This is a genomic window from Runella zeae DSM 19591, from assembly GCF_000423565.1.
Taxonomy (GTDB): Bacteria; Bacteroidota; Bacteroidia; order Cytophagales; family Spirosomataceae; genus Runella; species Runella zeae.
Window position 1 is genome coordinate 143,631 of record NZ_KE384040.1, and the last position, 18,476, is coordinate 162,106.

At 42.2% G+C, this 18,476-nt stretch carries 12 protein-coding genes; 7 read left to right on the forward strand and 5 right to left on the reverse strand.

Translation table 11 applies throughout. The features are described from left to right. Window positions 1–32: 32 nt before the first annotated feature. Window positions 33–2,444 (forward strand): T9SS type B sorting domain-containing protein, encoded by a 2,412-nt coding sequence (locus tag G563_RS0126565; protein WP_084650988.1) that lies wholly within the window; start codon window positions 33–35, stop codon window positions 2,442–2,444. A gap of 44 nt (window positions 2,445–2,488) precedes the next feature. Then, window positions 2,489–3,760 carry a site-specific DNA-methyltransferase gene (locus G563_RS0126570; protein WP_028668006.1) on the forward strand — a complete coding sequence of 424 codons (1,272 nt, stop codon included), beginning with the start codon at window positions 2,489–2,491 and terminating at the stop codon, window positions 3,758–3,760. A gap of 61 nt (window positions 3,761–3,821) precedes the next feature. Here G563_RS0126570 and G563_RS0126575 read toward each other — a convergent pair whose 3' ends face one another. Continuing rightward, window positions 3,822–5,189: a Gfo/Idh/MocA family oxidoreductase gene (locus tag G563_RS0126575; RefSeq protein ID WP_028668007.1), complete on the reverse strand. Its 1,368-nt coding sequence runs from the start codon at window positions 5,187–5,189 to the stop codon at window positions 3,822–3,824. Between the two features lie 223 nt (window positions 5,190–5,412). Between G563_RS0126575 and G563_RS0126580 the strand changes: the two genes are divergently transcribed. Continuing rightward, entirely contained in the window at window positions 5,413–5,985 is a 573-nt protein-coding gene (locus G563_RS0126580) for a hypothetical protein (RefSeq protein ID WP_157585626.1), read from the forward strand. 34 nt (window positions 5,986–6,019) lie between these two features. Here G563_RS0126580 and G563_RS0126585 read toward each other — a convergent pair whose 3' ends face one another. Then, the gene (locus G563_RS0126585) at window positions 6,020–8,581 is read right to left on the reverse strand and encodes a GH116 family glycosyl-hydrolase (RefSeq protein WP_028668009.1); all 2,562 of its coding nucleotides are present in this window, start codon (window positions 8,579–8,581) and stop codon (window positions 6,020–6,022) included. A 165-nt stretch (window positions 8,582–8,746) separates the two neighbouring features. Here G563_RS0126585 and G563_RS0126590 point away from each other — a divergent pair, with 165 nt between their 5' ends. Then, a complete protein-coding gene (locus G563_RS0126590) occupies window positions 8,747–9,391 on the forward strand; it encodes an NAD(P)-dependent oxidoreductase (protein WP_028668010.1) in 645 nt (214 codons plus the stop codon). Between the two features lie 224 nt (window positions 9,392–9,615). Here the strand turns inward: G563_RS0126590 and G563_RS35975 are convergent, their stop codons facing one another. From G563_RS35975 to G563_RS0126605, 3 genes are all read right to left on the reverse strand, one after another. After that, window positions 9,616–11,676, reverse strand: coding sequence for a S41 family peptidase (locus tag G563_RS35975; RefSeq protein ID WP_157585628.1), 2,061 nt, complete (start codon window positions 11,674–11,676; stop codon window positions 9,616–9,618). A gap of 44 nt (window positions 11,677–11,720) precedes the next feature. Further along, window positions 11,721–12,242, reverse strand: a complete 522-nt coding sequence (locus G563_RS0126600; protein WP_028668011.1) for a DUF4199 domain-containing protein — start codon at window positions 12,240–12,242, stop codon at window positions 11,721–11,723. 114 nt (window positions 12,243–12,356) lie between these two features. Next, window positions 12,357–12,827, reverse strand: a complete 471-nt coding sequence (locus G563_RS0126605) for a response regulator transcription factor (RefSeq protein ID WP_028668012.1) — start codon at window positions 12,825–12,827, stop codon at window positions 12,357–12,359. A gap of 288 nt (window positions 12,828–13,115) precedes the next feature. Here G563_RS0126605 and G563_RS0126610 point away from each other — a divergent pair, with 288 nt between their 5' ends. From G563_RS0126610 to G563_RS0126620, 3 genes are all read left to right on the forward strand, one after another. Continuing rightward, window positions 13,116–13,724 (forward strand): RNA polymerase sigma factor, encoded by a 609-nt coding sequence (locus G563_RS0126610; protein WP_051211240.1) that lies wholly within the window; start codon window positions 13,116–13,118, stop codon window positions 13,722–13,724. A 79-nt stretch (window positions 13,725–13,803) separates the two neighbouring features. After that, window positions 13,804–14,895: a FecR family protein gene (locus tag G563_RS0126615; protein WP_028668014.1), complete on the forward strand. Its 1,092-nt coding sequence runs from the start codon at window positions 13,804–13,806 to the stop codon at window positions 14,893–14,895. Between the two features lie 162 nt (window positions 14,896–15,057). Beyond that, the gene (locus tag G563_RS0126620) at window positions 15,058–18,474 is read left to right on the forward strand and encodes a SusC/RagA family TonB-linked outer membrane protein (protein WP_051211226.1); all 3,417 of its coding nucleotides are present in this window, start codon (window positions 15,058–15,060) and stop codon (window positions 18,472–18,474) included. The last annotated feature ends 2 nt before the right edge of the window (window positions 18,475–18,476 follow it).

The following is an 18,476-nucleotide window of genomic DNA, read 5'->3' on the forward strand; positions in this document are numbered from 1 at the left end:
TGTTATGATAAACTTAATCTTTTTGCTTCGTTATGATAACCCACATCTTTTACTTTGGGAGGACAGCCTTTGGGAGGTGTCGTTTATTGATTATCCTCTTGATATTGTTAAGTTTTCATAGCGAAGCTTCCCATATTTTTGGCGGGGATTTCAGTATGGTAGCCCTGCCCACACAAGGCAGTTACCGATTGGTGTTGAATGTATATGCGGATGCAAGTACTCTTCAAAGTGGTAACAATGACCAATCTGTAACTATCTTTTTGCGGAGACGGAAAGACAATTTATTAATGGGGACTTTTGTATTGCCTCAAGCCACTAATACTCCGATTGTTTATCAAAATGTAGCCTGTGCAGGGAGTGGAGGACTCCAAACTCAAGCCCTGCAATACAGTTTGGATATTGCGCTCAATCCCAATTTGTATAATGATTTGGAGGGCTATTATGGGGTATGGGAAAGATGTTGCCGGACCGACGGGGTTGATAATTTAGCCAATCAAGGAAAATTTGTAGGTATGGTTTTTATGCTAGAATTTCCGGCGATTAGCCAAAATGGGCAATTTTTTAAAAATTCTTCACCTGTCTTTGGATTCCCAAATGGCGATTATATCTGTGTCAACAAACCTTTTGCTATGAGTATGAAAGCTACTGATGCCGATGGGGATGAACTTCGGTATTCGCTCGTTACTCCTTTACAGGGATTTACCACAGATGCTTCCACGAACGGTTCGGCGGCAACTTCGAGGGCTCCTTTTCCGCCAGTTTTATGGGCGAGTAATGTGAGCCTCAACAATGTCATTGAAGGAAATCCCCCTTTGGCTATCAATGTTACTACAGGATTGCTTACTGTAAAGGCAACACAATTAGGGCGTTATGCTTTTGCTATATTGGTCGAGGAATATCGTAATGGCGTAAAAATTGGCGCAGTCAGAAGAGATTTTCAATTGAAAGTGATTGATTGTATGAATACGCCTCCGCCTGTTCCTACTGTATTTAAGGGTTCCAACCTATCTACCCCGGCGGCTACTGTAGAAATTTGTGAAGGAGAAACCGTAGAGCTTACTTTTAATTCACAGCCCAATATCTCTTATCAGTGGATTCGTAATGGTAACAATCTTTTAAATCAAAAAAACAACCGAATCACAGTCTCTGAGGCTGGTAGCTATCAAGTTTCGGCTAGTTTTTCCAATCAATGTTCCATAGATACGGTCTCGCAGATAGTAAATGTAGTAAAAGCAAACGGCCCTCTTGCGGTAGTAACCGACTCCCTAAAATTGTGTAAAGGAGGGCGGGGTGTACTTCAAGCTACAAATAATCCTACTTATCAATACAATTGGGCTGGCAATGGACAATTACTCACAGCTTCATCTCAAAACACCCTCTCGGTGACTCAGGAGGGGCGGTATGTGGTGTCAGTGACCTCTCCTGATTTTGTATGTACGACCAAAGATACTGCCGTAGTAATTTTTCTCCCTACTCCCAATAAACCTACCTTAAGTGCCTCCAAAAAAATACTGTGCATGAGTGATTCAATCAATTTAATCACGCAAACTCAGACAGGATTTTCAAACGAATGGCTGCGAGCGGGACAAGTGATGGTAAACAACAAAAACAATCATTATGTAAAGGAAGCTGGGGTATATCAAGTTCGATTTTTCAAAGATGGGTGTGATGCTATTTCCGATACTTTTAGGGTATTTCCTCCTGTTGTTGTAGATATGGTGATAGACTCTATTGCGCCATTTTGTTTGAATACTGTCCTGAAAATTCCTCTTAAAGCTGTGCCATTAGGAGGAGTGTTTTCAGGAAAAGGTATTGAAAATCAAGAGTTTGATGTGGAAGTCGCTGGAGCTGGAAGGCATACTGTGGTATATGAAGTAAAAACAGAAGGAGAATGTATTCATAAAAAAACAACGATTGTTCAGATATATAGTTTACCCGAAATCAATCTTACTGATAATATCTCCGTGGGAATAGGCTCGGCGGTAGTACTGCCCGCCCTCGTGACTGCCACTGGAAACGTTAGCTACGAATGGCTACCCCCTACTAATTTAAATGATGCTAAAGTGCAGCGACCTGTAGCTACTCCTGAACAAACTCTTGTATATAAATTGACGGTCAAAGACCAGAATGATTGTAGCTCGGTAGATTCGATACGCGTTCTTGTGTTTCAGGTTGTGTATCCTCCTGACGCCTTTAGCCCTAACAATGATCAAATTAATGATGTTTGGGAAATCAAAAACATAGATAAATATCCTAATGCCGAGGTAACAGTTTATAACCGATGGGGTGAAGTGATATTCTATGAAAAAGAGGGTTACAAAAATCCTTGGGATGGTACTTTCAATGGTACTAAAGTAGCGTCTGGTGAGTATACTTATTTACTTCGATTGGGTAAGGAAGCCGATTTTAATGAACAACGTGGCAAAGTGATGGTGCTGCGATAATTGGAGCTTTCTACTATTTTTGCAGCTAAAGCAAAAATGAAAGTATGGACGACCAATCGCCCGAACACTACGAACTTAATTGGGCAGGCAAAGCTGCCGCCCGTGCTCAAATTAAACAGCTGGCTTCGACTTGTTTGTATAACAAAAAAACGCTTGTGGTTGATAATGAGGAGCTAATGTCAAGCTCCGCATTCATAGAAGGTGAAAATTTAGAAGCTTTACGGGTGCTGCAATCTACCCACTCAGGTAAGGTCAAAATGATATACATTGACCCACCTTACAACACGGGAAGCAATGATTTTGTGTATGCCGACAATTTTTCCAAAACAGGACACGGACATTCGGCGTGGCTGTCGATGATGTATCCTCGACTGGTATTGGCCAAAAATCTTTTGCGGGAAGATGGCGTAATCTTTGTGAGTATTGACGAAAACGAGTACGCGAATTTGAAACTTTTGATGGATGAGATATTCGGTGAAAAAAACTTTCGTAATACTTTCATCGCGCGTCGCCACGACAAAAACCTGAATCGGCAGTTTATGGCCAAAGGCTTGCGTTCGTTTAATGTGGGTTTTGAACATATACTTTGTTATGCCAAATCGGATGCTTTTACGTTTCAGCCTGTTTATCGAGCTTCCAACGAAATACGTCAAACGACGGGTTACTGGAAGGGGTTTTGGAATGATGCTGATAGGCCTACGATGAGATACGATATTCTAGGTTTTACGCCCGAAACAGGCCAATGGAAATGGAGTCAAGAAAAAGGCTTGGAAGCCGTGGCCAATTATCAAAAATACCTCACCGAATATGCCCACAAGATGTCGTTGGAAGCGTATTGGGAGCAGACGGGTCGTAAGCTGCTCTTTATTCGCCGCAATCCCAACGGAAAAGGCAAAAATAAGGGCGTCGAAAATTGGATTCCTCCTTCAGATGGTATTTTACGCACTACCAACTGGACAGATTTGTTGATTTCGAAAGATGAAAAGGAGGTACAGGGGCTTTTTGACTTCCCCAAAAATATTGAAGTCCTCAAAAACCTTATTCTCGCGGCGGGTTGTGGAGAGGGCGATGTAATTTTAGACTTTTTTGCTGGCTCTGGTTCAACGGCTCAGGCTGTATTGCAGCTCAACGAAGAAGACGGCCGACGTCGAATTTTTTTATTAGTGCAAATCGCCGCCCCTTGCCCAATAGATAGCGATGCTTATCAGGCGGGTTATGTTACTTTGGCTGATATTACACGACAACGTATTATGAATGTTTGTGCAAACCTAAAATCTTCGCCCAAAGTGCTTTTCTATCGACTAGGGAAAGCATAAGAAATGAAAAGACTTTCCAAGCTTCAAAAACTTGGAAAGTCTAGCAAATGACCTGAAAGTTTTAAACCTTATCGGGGTTTGGGTGCGTCCACCCTTGGCGATAAGGTCGTTGGAGAAGACCATTGGCTTCGCGATCGCCAACGATACTACGGGTTTTGGGGTCATACACAAGAGGTCGGCCAATCTGCATAGAAATATTGGCCAAAATACAACTTGCCGTTGAGATGTGGCCTTCTTCAATATCAGCTACCGGGCGGCTATTGTTTTCGATAGCTGCTAAGAAATCCAACATATGAAGTCGTGTAGCAGGAGCAGCGTTGAGCTCAATGCGTTCTTCGGTTAAGTCTTCGGGGTATTTTTCTTTTTCAAAAACTACATCTTTGTGAATACGTTCGCCTTTTCCCTGTGGAATAAAATCATAGGCCATGGTACTGCCCCAAAGGGTCCCTTTATCTCCATACAATGTAAACGACCACGGATAGTCGGGGTTGTTGGGCGTACCCCAAGAGCGGTGTTGCCATACGCAGTTTAGACCATCATACTCAAAAATGGCCGATTGAGTATCGGCAATATTGGATTTTCCTTCTTTTTGTACATAAATACCACCCGTAGAACTAATACGTTTGGGCCAGCCTAGTTGGAGCATCCAACGAACCGTATCAAACATGTGAATACACATATCACCCATGATGCCATTGCCGTATTCCATGAAGGTACGCCACCAACGGATATGAGGAAGACCATCATAAGGACGGAGCGGAGCGGGACCCGTCCACATTTCGTAGTCCAAAAAATCAGGCACAGCTTGTACAGGTGGGTTGCCGTTGTTGCGCATATGATAATAACAGCACATTTCTACGTGCGAGATTTTACCCAAAAGACCTGCATCAACGATATTCTTTTTGGCTTCGATTAAGTGAGGGGTGCTTTTGCGTTGGGTTCCTACTTGTACTACACGCTTGTATTTACGAGCAGCGGCGACCATTGCTTCACCTTCCATTACATCTACGCTGATGGGTTTTTGGACATATACGTGGGCGCCAGCCTTCACGGCGTCGATGGTCTGAAGAGCGTGCCAATGGTCGGGCGTGCCGATGAGTACAATATCCATTTCATTTTCGGCGAGCATTTTTTGATAATCACCATACTGGCGAGGGACTTTACCTGATTTTTGGCGTTTGCTAACGAGCGTAGCCGCTGCCGAAAGCTGATTTTTGTCAACATCACAAAGTGCAACCACCTCTACAGGGGCTACCTGAATAAGGCGAAATAAGTCACTTTTACCATACCAACCCGTACCAATAAGCCCCACGCGGAGGGTTTTGGCAGGGTGAATGATATCCATACCTTGCGCCCCAAAAGCGGTAAGGGCGAGAGAAGCGGCAGTTCCTTGCAAAAAACGGCGACGATTGATGTAAAATGAATCCATGAAAAGTTTAGGGGTTTGGAGGATATTTCAGTATCGGGGGTTTGTTTATTAAAGTGAAAGCCGCTAGAGAAATACCCTTTGGAAGATAATTTTTGAAAAGAGACAGACTTGAAAAAAATCGTATCTTTTTGCCTATAAAAAATAGGCCAATGATATTTTTCTAATATTTGCGGGAATAAATAGAACGAACGATTGTGTAATGTTTACCAAAAATCAGACTACTATGAAAAATTGCTCATTATTTCTTTCAATGATTTGTGTATTAGGAATAGCTAAAACCCACGCCCAACAATTTGATATTATCTTAGGAATGGGTTTCTATGCTACTCCTTCGTTGAAGCCAGTAGAGCCAGCTTATTATTTCAATGGGGAATTTGAATATCATCTCCCTAACAATAAGTGGGCGCTTTCGGCGGGTATCATTCGAGCCAAATACACCTATCGCTTAGAAGGCTCTAGAAGAACTTTGGGGGGAATACCTATCAATCAAGGGTCAGAATTGCAAAGTAATTTTCTGTTGAAGTATAAGTTTTTTTCTAAAAATTGGCTGACAGTGCAAGCAGGTGCTGGTGTAGGGCTGGTGACTATGGGCAGGGTAGAAGAGATTCTAAACGACCGAAGTGTAAGTTATTTATACGAAGTGTCCAATACTGATGTAGGTTTTCCCCTAGCGGTAGAAGCTTATACCAACCTTACAAAGCACTTTATCGCAGGGGTCAAATTAGGCTCTTTTATTTTTCCTGATTATCCTATCATCGGCTACAACGTGAGTCTACAACTGCGATATAGGTTTTGAGACGGCGGCGTTCTGTATACCGCCGCCGTTAAGGTCAAGGTAAAGAGATAGTGATAGATTGCTTTTCTTTTAGGGTATGACCTGCGGCAAAGTTTTTGGCATTTTTGCCCAATGACAGATTTTCCAAAGGAAGACTGCCGTTGAGTACAGTCAGTTTTGTTTGCCATCCATTTCCTGCTTTTGTAAATTGGACTTCTCCATAAGCGTAGCCATTTGACCAAAAATAAGAACCTACTTTGGGCGTAAAAGCCATCGATTTTTTTACCCCCGAATACTGAAAACCTGTGAGTGCCAATACCGCCCCCCAGCTTGTCATGGCGCGGGCGTAGTGGTGGCCGCATTCGGCTTCATCAAAGGGGCTGCGTTTTTGGCCGTCGTAGCGGTCTCGGATATTTTTGATACAAGTCAAGCCCGTTTCGGTTTGTCCTTCGTAAAGCATCCCGATAGCGGCGGTGTATTCAAATCCTGTCATTACTTCTGAAAAATAAGGAAAGGGAATAGTAGGCCGACCTCCGCGTGGATAACTTGCCATCAGCAACGCCGCCTCGTCGCCCAGTGCATAGGAGCGCATATTGTTGAAATGGTTGAGCATCGTAGGGCGATAATTATACTTCATGATACTCTGCAAGGTTTTCTGGACGTTTTGCGGGTTTACCAGATAGCCGAGCCCATATACATGCGCCATGTATTGCCCAATCAACTGATCTACCAAACATCCTTTGCCCAGCTGATAAGGCGGGTCGTTGGTATAAGCACGGCCACTTGCTACGGTAGCCATCAAAATATCTTCTTTACGGGAGGCAGTTTGTATGATTTGTTCGTAATACTCGCCATTGAAAAGTTTTTCATCGGCAAAGCGGCGTCCTTGTTCAAACAACCGACGACATTCTGCCGCAAAGATAGGCTCGCCCATTGCTTTGGCCATTTCTTCCATTGCCCGTAGTGCGCCCAAGTACCATATTTGCATCTGAGGATTGGGGCCATAGTATTCTACGTCCATGGTGTTGTGTTGTACACCTTCCATGACGCCGTCTTTGTCACCGTCCCAGCCACCTTTAAGCCAAGCAAATTCTAAAGAACGCTTGACGGAAGGATACAACTCTTTAAGAAGCTGCAAATCTCCCGACAATTGCCAGTCGCGATACATCCGCATGATAGTTCCCATCTGACCATCGGCGGCGGCGGCTTTGTAAGACTGAGCTTTGGTGGCCAAAGGCAATCCTACTCTAAAACTCATAAAACCCGTTTCGTCGGTGGCAAGGCCAAACTCCGTTTTGCGCATGGTTTGGGCCAATTTTCCAAACAAAAATCCCGTCGCTTGTTCATAGTTCCATACGTGTGTGCAGGAGCCTTGGCAAGAACCATAATTGTCCATGCAGCCTTCCCAGCCCATCATAGTGCCGTCTTTGACCCGAAATACCGTTTGCGAGCGTAGGGTGCTGAGGTTGAATAAGGCTGATTCTTTGACTACTTCGGGTAAATTACTTTTGGCAAAAGCACGCACAAATTCAAGCGTTTTTTGTTCCAAAATGGGCAATTGCATGGCGGCTTTTTCGGCTACTTCCCAAGCATCGGCGTATTGGGTAGCGTAGTAATTGCCCACGTTTTCGGCCGACCAAGCAAAACGATTGGGAAAATGCCAAGTGATATAAAATGGAATAACGCGGGTTTGATGGGCTGGAATTTGGATTTTTACTGCCAAAGAAGCCTGAGGGTCGTTGTCGACAAGCGTGGTTTTGTCGGTGAGCTCGCCGTCGGCACTGAAATCATCCCAAAAGTCTAAAAGTGCATTTTCCCAGTCATTTAAACGCGAACTGCGGCGGTAGCTCACTCCCTCTCTCGCCGTTGTCACTAGCGCCATTGTACCCCATTGTTCGGTTGTTTTTTTGACACTATCTGAGTACATAAAGATTCCTTGGACCTGCCCTGTTTTGCGGAACGTGTTTTGATTGTAGCGTGACCCAATCGGAATCAGATCACCCTTCCAATCCATGCGGGTTTTGGAGCCATCATTGCCGATAAAATTTCGCATCAAACCACATACTGCTACCGTGATAGGTTGGTTGCTCGTATTGTGAACAGCATAATTGAGTACCGCCAAAGGCATCCCACTTGCATCAGCATCGGTTGGGATGAGTGGATTGTAAGCCGTTAGCGTTACTTCTACGGGGAGCGAGGGGTCAGAGAGATTGACCCTGCCGAAGGGATAGGACGCATCAAAAGAAACATTTCTGAAACGAGGAATACCGTGATTGTCGACGGGGCGGCCTTCTTTGTCTTGGTAATCCACGGGGTCGAGCGGCCCCATGAGACCTTTGGTGTGGGTTTTGCCATTGGATTCTTTGATAAAAATGGAGAAAAAAGGAACGCCATTGCCCATTTGTCCACCACTGAAGCCTTTGGCAGGGCGATTCATGATTTCCCAATCTTTGAGTTCCCCTTTGCCCGAAATGGAAACAGTACCCGTACCGATACCACCCAGCGGTAACGCTACGCGGTAAAGGTGCTGTTGGTCGTAATGTTTGATGACCGGAAAATCTTGGGCGTAGAGCGAAAAGCTCATCAAAAACAATCCCAAAGTGATAAATGATTTCATGAAGAGTTTAGGATATTGATTAATGCTGTAAATTTGCCTTATTAAACTCTCTTTATAAAATATCGAATCTACTTCAGTAAAAAGTTGCTTGCTTTTTACGAGCTACCTTGGACACTTGGCACAAGGGAAAAATCATATTGATTCTCAAATTTTATAAAGACTACAATGGAACAAAATATAAAAGTTGCCGTCATCGGCGGTACAGGCAAATCTGGTAAATACCTTGTACAAGAGCTACTTTATCGAGGTTTTCAAATCAAAATTCTTCTTCGAAATCCAGCGCATTTTCAAAGTGATAGTTCGCTAGTTGAGGTTATAAACGGCAATGTGACCGATGCTTCCTCTATTGATTCGCTGTTACAAGGTTGTCAAGCGGTGATTAGTACTTTGGGATTAGGGGCTCCACCTAGTGAGCCTACTATCTTTAGTGAATCTACTGCTCATGTACTAGAGGCGATGAAAAAGCACGATATTGGCCGCTACATCCTCACTACAGGTCTGAATGTAGATACCCCTTTTGACCAGAAAAGCCCTAAAACAGCTTTTGCTACCGAATGGATGAAGCAAAATTATCCGATTTCGACCACCAACAAGCAGCTTGAATATGAGCTTCTGGTGCATAGTGAAGTGGATTGGACGTTGGTAAGGCTGCCAATGATTGAGCAAACCGACCAACGTGGACAAGTCAAGGTGAGTTTGGAGGATTGTGAGGGAGATAAAATCAGCGCAACCGATTTAGCCGACTTTCTTATCTTACAGCTTACAGATACCCACTTTGTCCGAAAAGCCCCTTTTATTGCCACTGTTTGATAGAAAAATATACCGAAGGAGACAGATTTCAGTCTCCTTCGATGTAAATTTAGGAAGATGACTTTATTTTTTATGGATGATTTCAATGGCTTTTTCAATGATTTCATCTCGCCCTTCTTTGATTCCTTCGATGGTAGGCCTAAGGATTATATCTGGTAAGATACCGATTCTTTGCGTTTCTTTTCCGTCAGGATAATATACCCCAATTCCGCTTATCCATGTGCTTATTCCACCTGGTAAAAAAAACTTTGATACATTGCCATCGGCAGCAGCAGTGGTGGAACCAAGGACGAGAGCATTGGGGCTACTCGATAAGCCATCGCATGAAATTCGGACGAACTTTGCGATAATTCATTAATCAAAATCACCACTTTGCCTTTATAAAAATCTTTATTTTTCTTTCCGACTGAGACGGGTTTGCTAAAAGTAAAAAGCCCAGGAGTAAGGATATTACCACTAGTAAACTTGACAAAGGGGCGTTTGGTGGGCATTAAAAAATTGCACAAATCGTCTAACACAAAGTCGGTTGGATAATTTCGGTTGTCAATGATGAGCCCTTTTGAGTTTTTGATTTCTTGTATCAATCTTGGTAAATATCCCTTTTTGAGGGTACTATTGTTGAGGTAAGCGATTCCTTTATCTACATATTTAAAACAGGTATCTTTGGGATAATACTTACTAGATATCTGTATGTTTTTCAAAGCAAATAATTTTGTTTTTACATCTATTGGGATTTTGTTTCGTAGGATTCTAAAATGAATGATTGAGTCATTGCTTCTTAATAAGTTTTGGGCAATATCTCTCAATTGGGTAGGGGTATTGGAAGCAGGAGTGTACTTTGATTTTTGTAAAATGATATCCTCAATAGGTTTATCGTTGACGTGAGTGATTACATCTCCGATAACCACTTGGTGTTCTGTTTGGGGTTTTGTTGGATAAAATCCCGTAATAATGGGCTTGTTTTCGACGAAAGTTACTTCTAAAGGAGCGTAATTATTTCCAAAGAAATGGTTAAGAGCGCGGTTGTTTCCCAAAATAGTGGCGTGAGTATCCCCAACCCTACCAATAAGTTCTAAAGTAGTAAGTGTGTATTCGGCGTTGTTGTTGGCATTGATAAATTTGGGAATAAACTCTTCAAGTACGTTTTTCCAATCTTCTTGGATGAGGTTTTTGTAAGGGAAATAGTACTGAATGATATTCCAATATCTATACAGCGACAAAAGCCTAAATCCTACGTCGGGATAGCTCATGTTTTCGTAAGGACTTTCATTTTTAAAATTGGGGTGGCTTGTATTGGAGTGTAGCTCTACATAATAATGACGATTAGACCTATGTGCATGTTGTATTTTGGAAAGTGAAGAAGACAATGCTGTTGATAAGTTGTATTCTTTAATCCAATCTAAATCAGGGGATATTTTAAGTAAAGAAGCCTTGGGGCTTTTGGCTTTTTTGGTACTAATGTTCCCTAAAGTATCAATCCATTTGACCAAAACACTGTCTCTTTGCGTGGAAGTAGTGGTATTCAGTAGCCTAGGCAAAATTCTAAAAAGCTCATAGTCCCAGTTGTATTTTCCTTGGGCTACGCTGGGATGGTAATATTTTAAAAACCCCCAGATTAGTCCCAGTACTTTGAGGTTTTCGATGGTTGTTTTGTCAGTTGGGAGATGTTTCAACTGTGATTCTTCATCAAAAGTTCTGTCTTTATGAGCAGGGTATTCTTTTTGAAAAAATGGAGACAGATTTTCTATTTCTTTGCCGTCGATGTTTATTCTTAAATCATCAAACCACATTTTTCCTTTCCCTACCAACATCCCACCTACTAGAATTTGGGTTGTTTTTGAAGGATTAAGGCTAAGTTTTATCTCATATTTTGTCCAATCACTCGTTCCCATGATTTTTTGCGGGCTCATATCTATATAGCCTACTTCAGGGTCGATTCTTAGCCATAAGCCTGCAAATCCTTCAGCAATATTTTCTGTTTTAATATAGCCACTAAGGGTGATTGTGCGGCCAAGGTAGCTGTGGGGGATGATAAACCCCCACGCTTTATAATCTGTTTCTCCAGTTTTGTATTCGATACAAGCAGCATATCTTCCATTTTTGACGCAAAGAGTATCTAAGCTGAGGGTATAATTAGAACTGCCGTATTCGGTCCAGCCGACAGGAGCCTCTTTTTTTAGCAGCTCAAAGTCAAAATTAAACTTTGGTTTAGGAGATGTGACTTCTTGACCATTCAAAAAAAGACAAAATACCAAATTGAAAAAAACAAAAAAGTGTTTGAACATGCTGTGGGAAATATGGTGCTAGGAGATGCCTCCGAAGAGGATGATTACTCTTGACTTACTGCTGTTTTGTTGTTTCTTTTCAGAAAAAATGCACTGATAAGCGATACTACCAAGCCTACTGGAAACACTTCCGAAAACGTAATGAGAACGACAAAAAGTGGGTTTTTGTACATTTCTTTGAAATTCTCCATTTCTTTGGTTTTGGCTGGTAAGTCGGCGGCGGGTGTTTCTTTCAAAACGAGGAGAATGTATTTTTCGAGATAGTCCGGCACAAATAAATAATAATAAAACAGCCAAACCACTACATACATGATTGAGGCTATGGTGGCAATCAGGATTCCCATTTTGAAGGCTTGTCCAAAAGAAATAAATCCGTCGAGTTGTTTGTCACGATGGTTTTTTACGCCAAAAAAAATCAGCGAAAAAATAACGACCATTCCGGCATAGCCAACTAGGTCGTTGCTTTTAAAATCGGGGTTGGTATAACATAGATGTACCATGTAGACCATGTTGATACATAAGATGCTTCCCATCACTAGGCCAAAAATCCATACGTTTCTTTTCATTGGTTTGTTGTTTTGGTTAAGTCACAAAACTAGACCTAGCGTACTTAGGAGTATTCATACTTTAGTACCAAAATCATCAAAATAAGGTTATTTCGTACTAAAGTGGGAGTTTGGTCAAGCAACTATATTGAGTCTTTTGGCTTTTTCTATGGCTTGCGTACGGCTTTTGACGTCCATTTTTACAAAGAGGTTGGAAACATGGGTTTTGACGGTACTCAAGGAAAGGCACAATTGGTCGGCAATTTCAGCATTGCTATTTCCTTGAGATAAGAGTTGTAATACCTCATATTCGCGATTGCTTAGATTGAGTTTTGCGAGTTCGTCCTCGTTGATAATCTCAGGGGTTAGATATACTTTTTTTTCGATAACTACAGTTTGTACCTTAGCTTTGACAAGCTGCGTAGCTATCCATATCCCTAATAGGGTAAAAAACACTGCAATGAGCCCTGCGTAGATGTCCAATGAGTGATTGACAATCAGAAACTTCCACTCTAGCCACTTCAGAAAAAATACCAAAATAGCTAAGAGTAAACCATATAAAGTAATATGTTTGGTATTGAGAAAGAGGTTCTTCAAAAAGGCCATATTTGTTTAAGAAAGAAGTCTAAAATTACGCAGAGGCACTCACAACTCAAAGTTCGCTTTTAGATTTTAAGCTGATAAAGAAATAGTTGTATTAGCCAAAGGAAATCTCACCGCTAGGGAATAGTTATGGCATTATGGGAGGGCATTCTTTTAGAGAATAAATTAAAATTTAATAATATGTATAGGTTGAATAATAATATAATTAATAAATAAAAACTTACACAGGTCATTTTGTGGCTTGAAAATGTACTATATTTGAGTCACAAAATACCATAATAAACTAAGTTGGTGTACCACACAAGCAAAAATACCGAAAAGATAAGTGATTCGATTCTTTGGGCTCAGCTGATAGCTGATGACCAAAATGCTTTTTCTATGCTTTTCGAAAAGTATTTGAGTCCCTTGGTAAATTATGGAAAAACCTTGATGCCCTCGCACGAAAAGGTGAAAGATTGTGTCCAAGATGTATTTGTGGATATTTGGCTTTACCGTCATTCGCTGAGTGAAGATGTGGTGGTAAAAGCCTATTTGTTTTCCAGTGTTCGTAAGCGTATTGCCCGCCTTTATGAGCGCGACCGCATTTTTCGCCAAACCACCTCTCTGGAAGATTTAGAGTTTTCGGTTAGGTTTTCGATAGAGCATCAGCTCATTACTGATGAAACTATGGAGCTGGAAGTACAGCAACTCAACCAACTCCTCAATGCCCTTCCGCCTCGTCAAAAAGAAACCCTCTATCTTCGTTATCACCAAGGACTTTCGCTTGAGCAAATCGCCGAGATATTGGACATCAATCATCAATCGGTCAAAAACCTCCTTCAGCGCGCTATTTTGCACCTTCGCAAAGAATGGAAAGGGACGATTTCACTGCTTCTTATGTTTAGTTTTGTCACTTCGTAAATTTTTTTTGAAAAAATTTAAAAATAAGTGAGTACTCCACAAACTATCTGTCCTCTCTGCGTTTGAAATTGATTTTCAGATGCAACCACGCGATTTATACACCAAAGTAGAAGACTTCCTTTCCGACGAATCTTTCCAGCGATGGGTCCGATTTAAGGAAAACCACACCCATTGGGAAGAATGGACATTAGAGAGTCCAGAAAGAGCCAAATTAGTACAAGAGGCGAGGTTGTGGATTGTATCTATGAAAATAGAAGATACTGAGCTTTCAGAGCAAGAAGTTCAAATAAGCCTGCAAGACACTTGGCAGACCATTGGTAGTTTTCAAGAACGCAAGTCGATTTGGCGGACCCATTGGTTTCGGGCAGCGGCGGCTATTTTGATAATAGGAGCGGCTACTACGGCTTATTTTCTTTTGCAAAGAAACCCCACTCATACGGTTATTACTTATAAAGATTTGGTAGAGAAAGACACTGAAGGGTTGATTGAGCAAACCAACAATTCTAACAAACCTCAACTTATCACTTTGGCAGATGCTAGCTCGGTACTCTTACAGCCCAAAAGTAAACTAAGCTACCCCAAAGAATTCAGCGGCAACGAGCGAAAGGTGTATCTATCAGGAGAAGGCTTTTTTGAAATCAGCAAAAATCCTAGCAAGCCTTTTTATGTCTATGCCAATGAAGTGGTGACTAAGGTATACGGAACGAGTTTTAGAGTGATAGCCTATCCTACGCAGCCCAATGTGGAGGTAGTAGTGCGTACAGGAAAAGTAAAAGTGATGCCCAATGAAGAAATACAATCAGATACCCAAGAAGGAATCATGCTTTTGCCTAATCAAGCTGCAAGGTTTGTAAGAAACAACCTCTCATTTGAAAAAATCTTGGATATTACCCAAGACAAACCGCTTATTGCTTCTACCAATACTATTGAACAACTGAGCTTTGAGTTTCGTGATATACCTGTCCAGCAGATATTTACGACCATTGAGCAAGCCTATTTGGTGAAGATAGAATACCCGCAAGAAAAGCTAAAAGATTGCTATATGACTACTTCGCTCAGCGATGAACCGCTTCCCGAAAAGCTTAAAATAATATGTGAAAGTTTGGGAAGTGATACTCGCTACGAAATGAATGGAAATCAGATTACAATAATTTCAACTGGCTGCAACTAACCCCCCTAAACCCTGCCTATGTATTAAAAAAAGAAATAAAAAAGAAAAGCGTCGAAATGCTGCAACATTCCAACGCTTAGAGCTTTCCTGAATCCTCTGCAAAGGAAAGGAAACGTCATGCCAATACCAGTCCTATTAGTATTAAACCTAACAATCAAAAGTATGGAAAAAAGTTTTATTCACCAACGGCTACTTTTTCAGATCGTGAAAATATCGGTGTTTCAAATGATACTTGCTGTTGTTTTTGTGGGAATAGCAATGGCCACGCCCGCAAAAGGGCAAGAAATGCTTGACTCAAAAGTGACGCTTGTTCTCAACAATGTGAGCTTAGAAAATGCATTGTCTGAAATTGAAAAAACCGCCCATGTCAAGTTTTCCTACAACTCACGTACCCTGAATCTTAGCCAGAAAGTAACTGTGAGCGAAAAAAATGAACTTCTCTCCAATGTACTTAACAAGATGCTCAAGCCGCTCAGTATTAAGTATGTAGTAGTGAGTAAGAAGATTGTGTTAAGAAAAGAAAATACCCCCAAAACGGGTTTGTTGTACGAAATTGAAGAACCCTCAAAACTTCAAGTAGTAGGCAATGTGGATTGGGGGGTGAAAGGAGTAGTGACCGACGAAAAAGGTGAAAAACTACCTGGCGTAAGCATTACTATCAAAGGCACCACTCGTGGTACTACTACCAATGGCAACGGCGCCTACGAAATCAATGTACCTGACGGCAAAGCTGTTTTGGTTTTGTCATTTATTGGTTATCAGCCTCAAGAGGTTTTGGTCGATAACCGAACCACCATCAATGTTTCGCTCGTTGCCGATATCAAAGCCTTGGAAGAGGTGATTGTGGTGGGCTATGGTACTATTAAAAAAGAAAAAAACATCACGTCTGTTTCAACTTTAGAAGCCGAAAAAATAACCAATCTCGGAGCAGCTTCAGTAGGAGAAACGCTAGGTGGACGGATTCCGGGGATTATTGTTACCAACAGCGGCGGCGGGCCGGGCAAAAAACCCTCTATTTCGCTAAGAGGAGGCGGCACACCGGTGTACGTCATTGATGATATTATTTCTACCGAATTTCAATTTCAAACCCTTGCCGTTAATGATATTGAAAACATCTCTTTCCTTAAAGACGGCCCCGCCACGGCGATTTATGGGGTAGCAGCAGGAAATGGATTGGTTTTGGTAACAACCAAAAGAGGAAGTAACAAAAAGCTTTCTATCAATTACAACTTTGGACATGACTTGTCGCAGCCAACTTATTTGCCGCGCAAAATCAGTTCGTACGAATTGGTGTCGCTCGTAAATCAGGTGGATATCAAAGAAGGCAATCAGGGTCGATATTCAGAAAGTGATGTTCAAAAATACCGCGACCAAACCGACCCACTCAACTTTCCAAACAACGATTGGCAAAAGCTGGTGCTAAAAGAATTTGCGCCGCAACAGCATCACAATTTATCGCTAAACGGTGGTAATGAGCAAATTAAATATTATGCCTCATTGGGTTATTTTAACCAAGGAACTTTGTATAAATTTAATACCAACTGGTTGAAAAGATACAATTATCGACTGAGCTTAACGGGGGATTTTGCCAAAATTGGCTTGAAAACCAGCATGACCATTTATGGCGTTGACGAAACTCGCCGCGACAATGCAAGCGGATATGGAAGTGGCTACTTTGCAGTATGGAGTCACATCCAAAATGCCCCTCCTTTCGACAAAGCTTATGCTGATTTGGAACAAACCAAATACGCCAACAAAGGCGACCACCCAATCGTAGAAATCGACCCTCGTAGTGGCTATGTCCGTAACCAAGACCGCAATCTTAATGCCTTGCTGAACTTTGATTGGAAAGTGCCAGGCGTAGAAGGTTTGTCATTTCGGGCCAATGGAAACTTGAGTCAGGTACAGGCTTTTGGGAAGTCTTGGAATATTACAGCTCCTCAGTATGCCATAGGAAGTTCTACCCCTGCTAGTACAAATCAACCCAATCTTGGAGTTTCGACTACTACGGGCTATAATTATGTGTTGCAAGGGTTTGGAAATTATGAAAGAAAATTTGGCGGTCACAATGTCTCTGCCATGCTGGGCTATGAAGAAGCTTATGGCTATAGCGAAAACTTTAGCACAGGCCGAAACTCGTATGTGTTTGGGATTGACCAAATTTTTGCGGGCCCTCAAGCGACAGCTACCAACAATGGTTCGGCTTTTGAAAACGTCAGAAATGGCTGGCTGGGGCGCGTTCGTTATGATTTCAAAGAAAAATATTTGTTTGAAGGAAGCTTTCGCTATGATGGGAGCGACTTGTTTCCGGCGGGAAAAAGAAAAGGATTTTTCCCCGGTGCAGCGTTGGGGTGGTTGATTTCTCACGAAAACTTTATGGGAAGTTTGGTTGAAAAAAACATCATTAACTTCTTGAAAGCCAGAATATCGTATGGTTCCGTTGGACAAAATTCGGGCGTGAGCAGCTTTGCATATGTGCCGGGCTATTCTACCGGCGGCGGCTACGTAGTAGGTGGGGTGTTGCAACCAAGCCTCAATGCCCCGAGCATTCCAAGCCCCGACATCAGTTGGTATGACCAACAATCGTTCAATACAGGTTTTGATTTTGGAACCTTGGGAAATAAACTCAGCGGAAGTCTAGATTATTTTTACCTGCGTACTACGGGCTATTTGGCTTCTCCATCAGGCGTAGGCTACACCGACCCTCTCGGAACGGCCTTACCTACTCGCAAATCAAACGGGGCATTTAGAAGAGCGGGTTTTGACTTTTCGGTCAAATACAGCGACAAAATCGGTAAATTGAAATACACCCTTGGCTCAAATTTTGTGAAATTTGACCAACTCTGGGAAGTAAACCCCAATGAGGATAGCACCACCCTTAAAAACCCCAATACGACTTCGTATCACCAAATTGGGTTCTTACAAACGGCTTATTTGTCGGCGGGCTTGTACCAAAACTCAACTGATATTATGAACAGCCCGCGCCGAATGGCTTCTACCGTTGCCCCTGGCGATATTATTTATCGTGACGTTAATGGCGACGGGAAAATCGACGGTGATGATTTTAGAAGGGTAGGAAAGTCGGCATTCCCACGAGTGACGTTCGGTTTTACGGCTGATTTAACCTACGGAGGCTGGTTTATGAACATGCTTTGGCAAGGGAGCGGCAAACGTAGCATTTATTTGGGAGATGTCATCCAGAGTAATTATTCAACCAACATCCGCTATGAGTTTCAAACCAAAAATCACTGGGAGCCGGGAGCAGGAAATTCGCAATTCCCGCGCTTGATTTCGGGTGCAGCCGTCAACGGGGGCCATAATGCCGTTACGTCCGATTTTTGGGTGATAAACGCAGGCTACTTGCGCTTGAAAGCCTTGCAGGTAGGTTACAACTTTAAAAATTATCTTTCCAAAGACCTAAAATTCATTTCAGACCTGAGGGTGACGTTGAGTGCTACCAACTTACTCACGTTTTCGAAGATCAAACAATACGGCCTTGACCCCGAAACGGGGAGCAACAACAACTACGATTATCCGTCGCAGCGCGTGTATGCCTTATCCGTGAATCTAGGTTTTTAACT

Bases quoted from the DNA above. Each gene is read 5' to 3' on its own strand.
- G563_RS0126565 (WP_084650988.1), top strand. From the start codon at position 33: ATGATAACCCACATCTTTTACTTTGGGAGGACAGCCTTTGGGAGGTGT.
- G563_RS0126570 (WP_028668006.1), top strand. From the start codon at position 2,489: ATGGACGACCAATCGCCCGAACACTACGAACTTAATTGGGCAGGCAAA.
- G563_RS0126575 (WP_028668007.1), bottom strand. From the start codon at position 5,189: ATGGATTCATTTTACATCAATCGTCGCCGTTTTTTGCAAGGAACTGCC.
- G563_RS0126580 (WP_157585626.1), top strand. From the start codon at position 5,413: ATGAAAAATTGCTCATTATTTCTTTCAATGATTTGTGTATTAGGAATA.
- G563_RS0126585 (WP_028668009.1), bottom strand. From the start codon at position 8,581: ATGAAATCATTTATCACTTTGGGATTGTTTTTGATGAGCTTTTCGCTC.
- G563_RS0126590 (WP_028668010.1), top strand. From the start codon at position 8,747: ATGGAACAAAATATAAAAGTTGCCGTCATCGGCGGTACAGGCAAATCT.
- G563_RS35975 (WP_157585628.1), bottom strand. From the start codon at position 11,676: ATGTTCAAACACTTTTTTGTTTTTTTCAATTTGGTATTTTGTCTTTTT.
- G563_RS0126600 (WP_028668011.1), bottom strand. From the start codon at position 12,242: ATGAAAAGAAACGTATGGATTTTTGGCCTAGTGATGGGAAGCATCTTA.
- G563_RS0126605 (WP_028668012.1), bottom strand. From the start codon at position 12,827: ATGGCCTTTTTGAAGAACCTCTTTCTCAATACCAAACATATTACTTTA.
- G563_RS0126615 (WP_028668014.1), top strand. From the start codon at position 13,804: ATGCAACCACGCGATTTATACACCAAAGTAGAAGACTTCCTTTCCGAC.
- G563_RS0126620 (WP_051211226.1), top strand. From the start codon at position 15,058: ATGGAAAAAAGTTTTATTCACCAACGGCTACTTTTTCAGATCGTGAAA.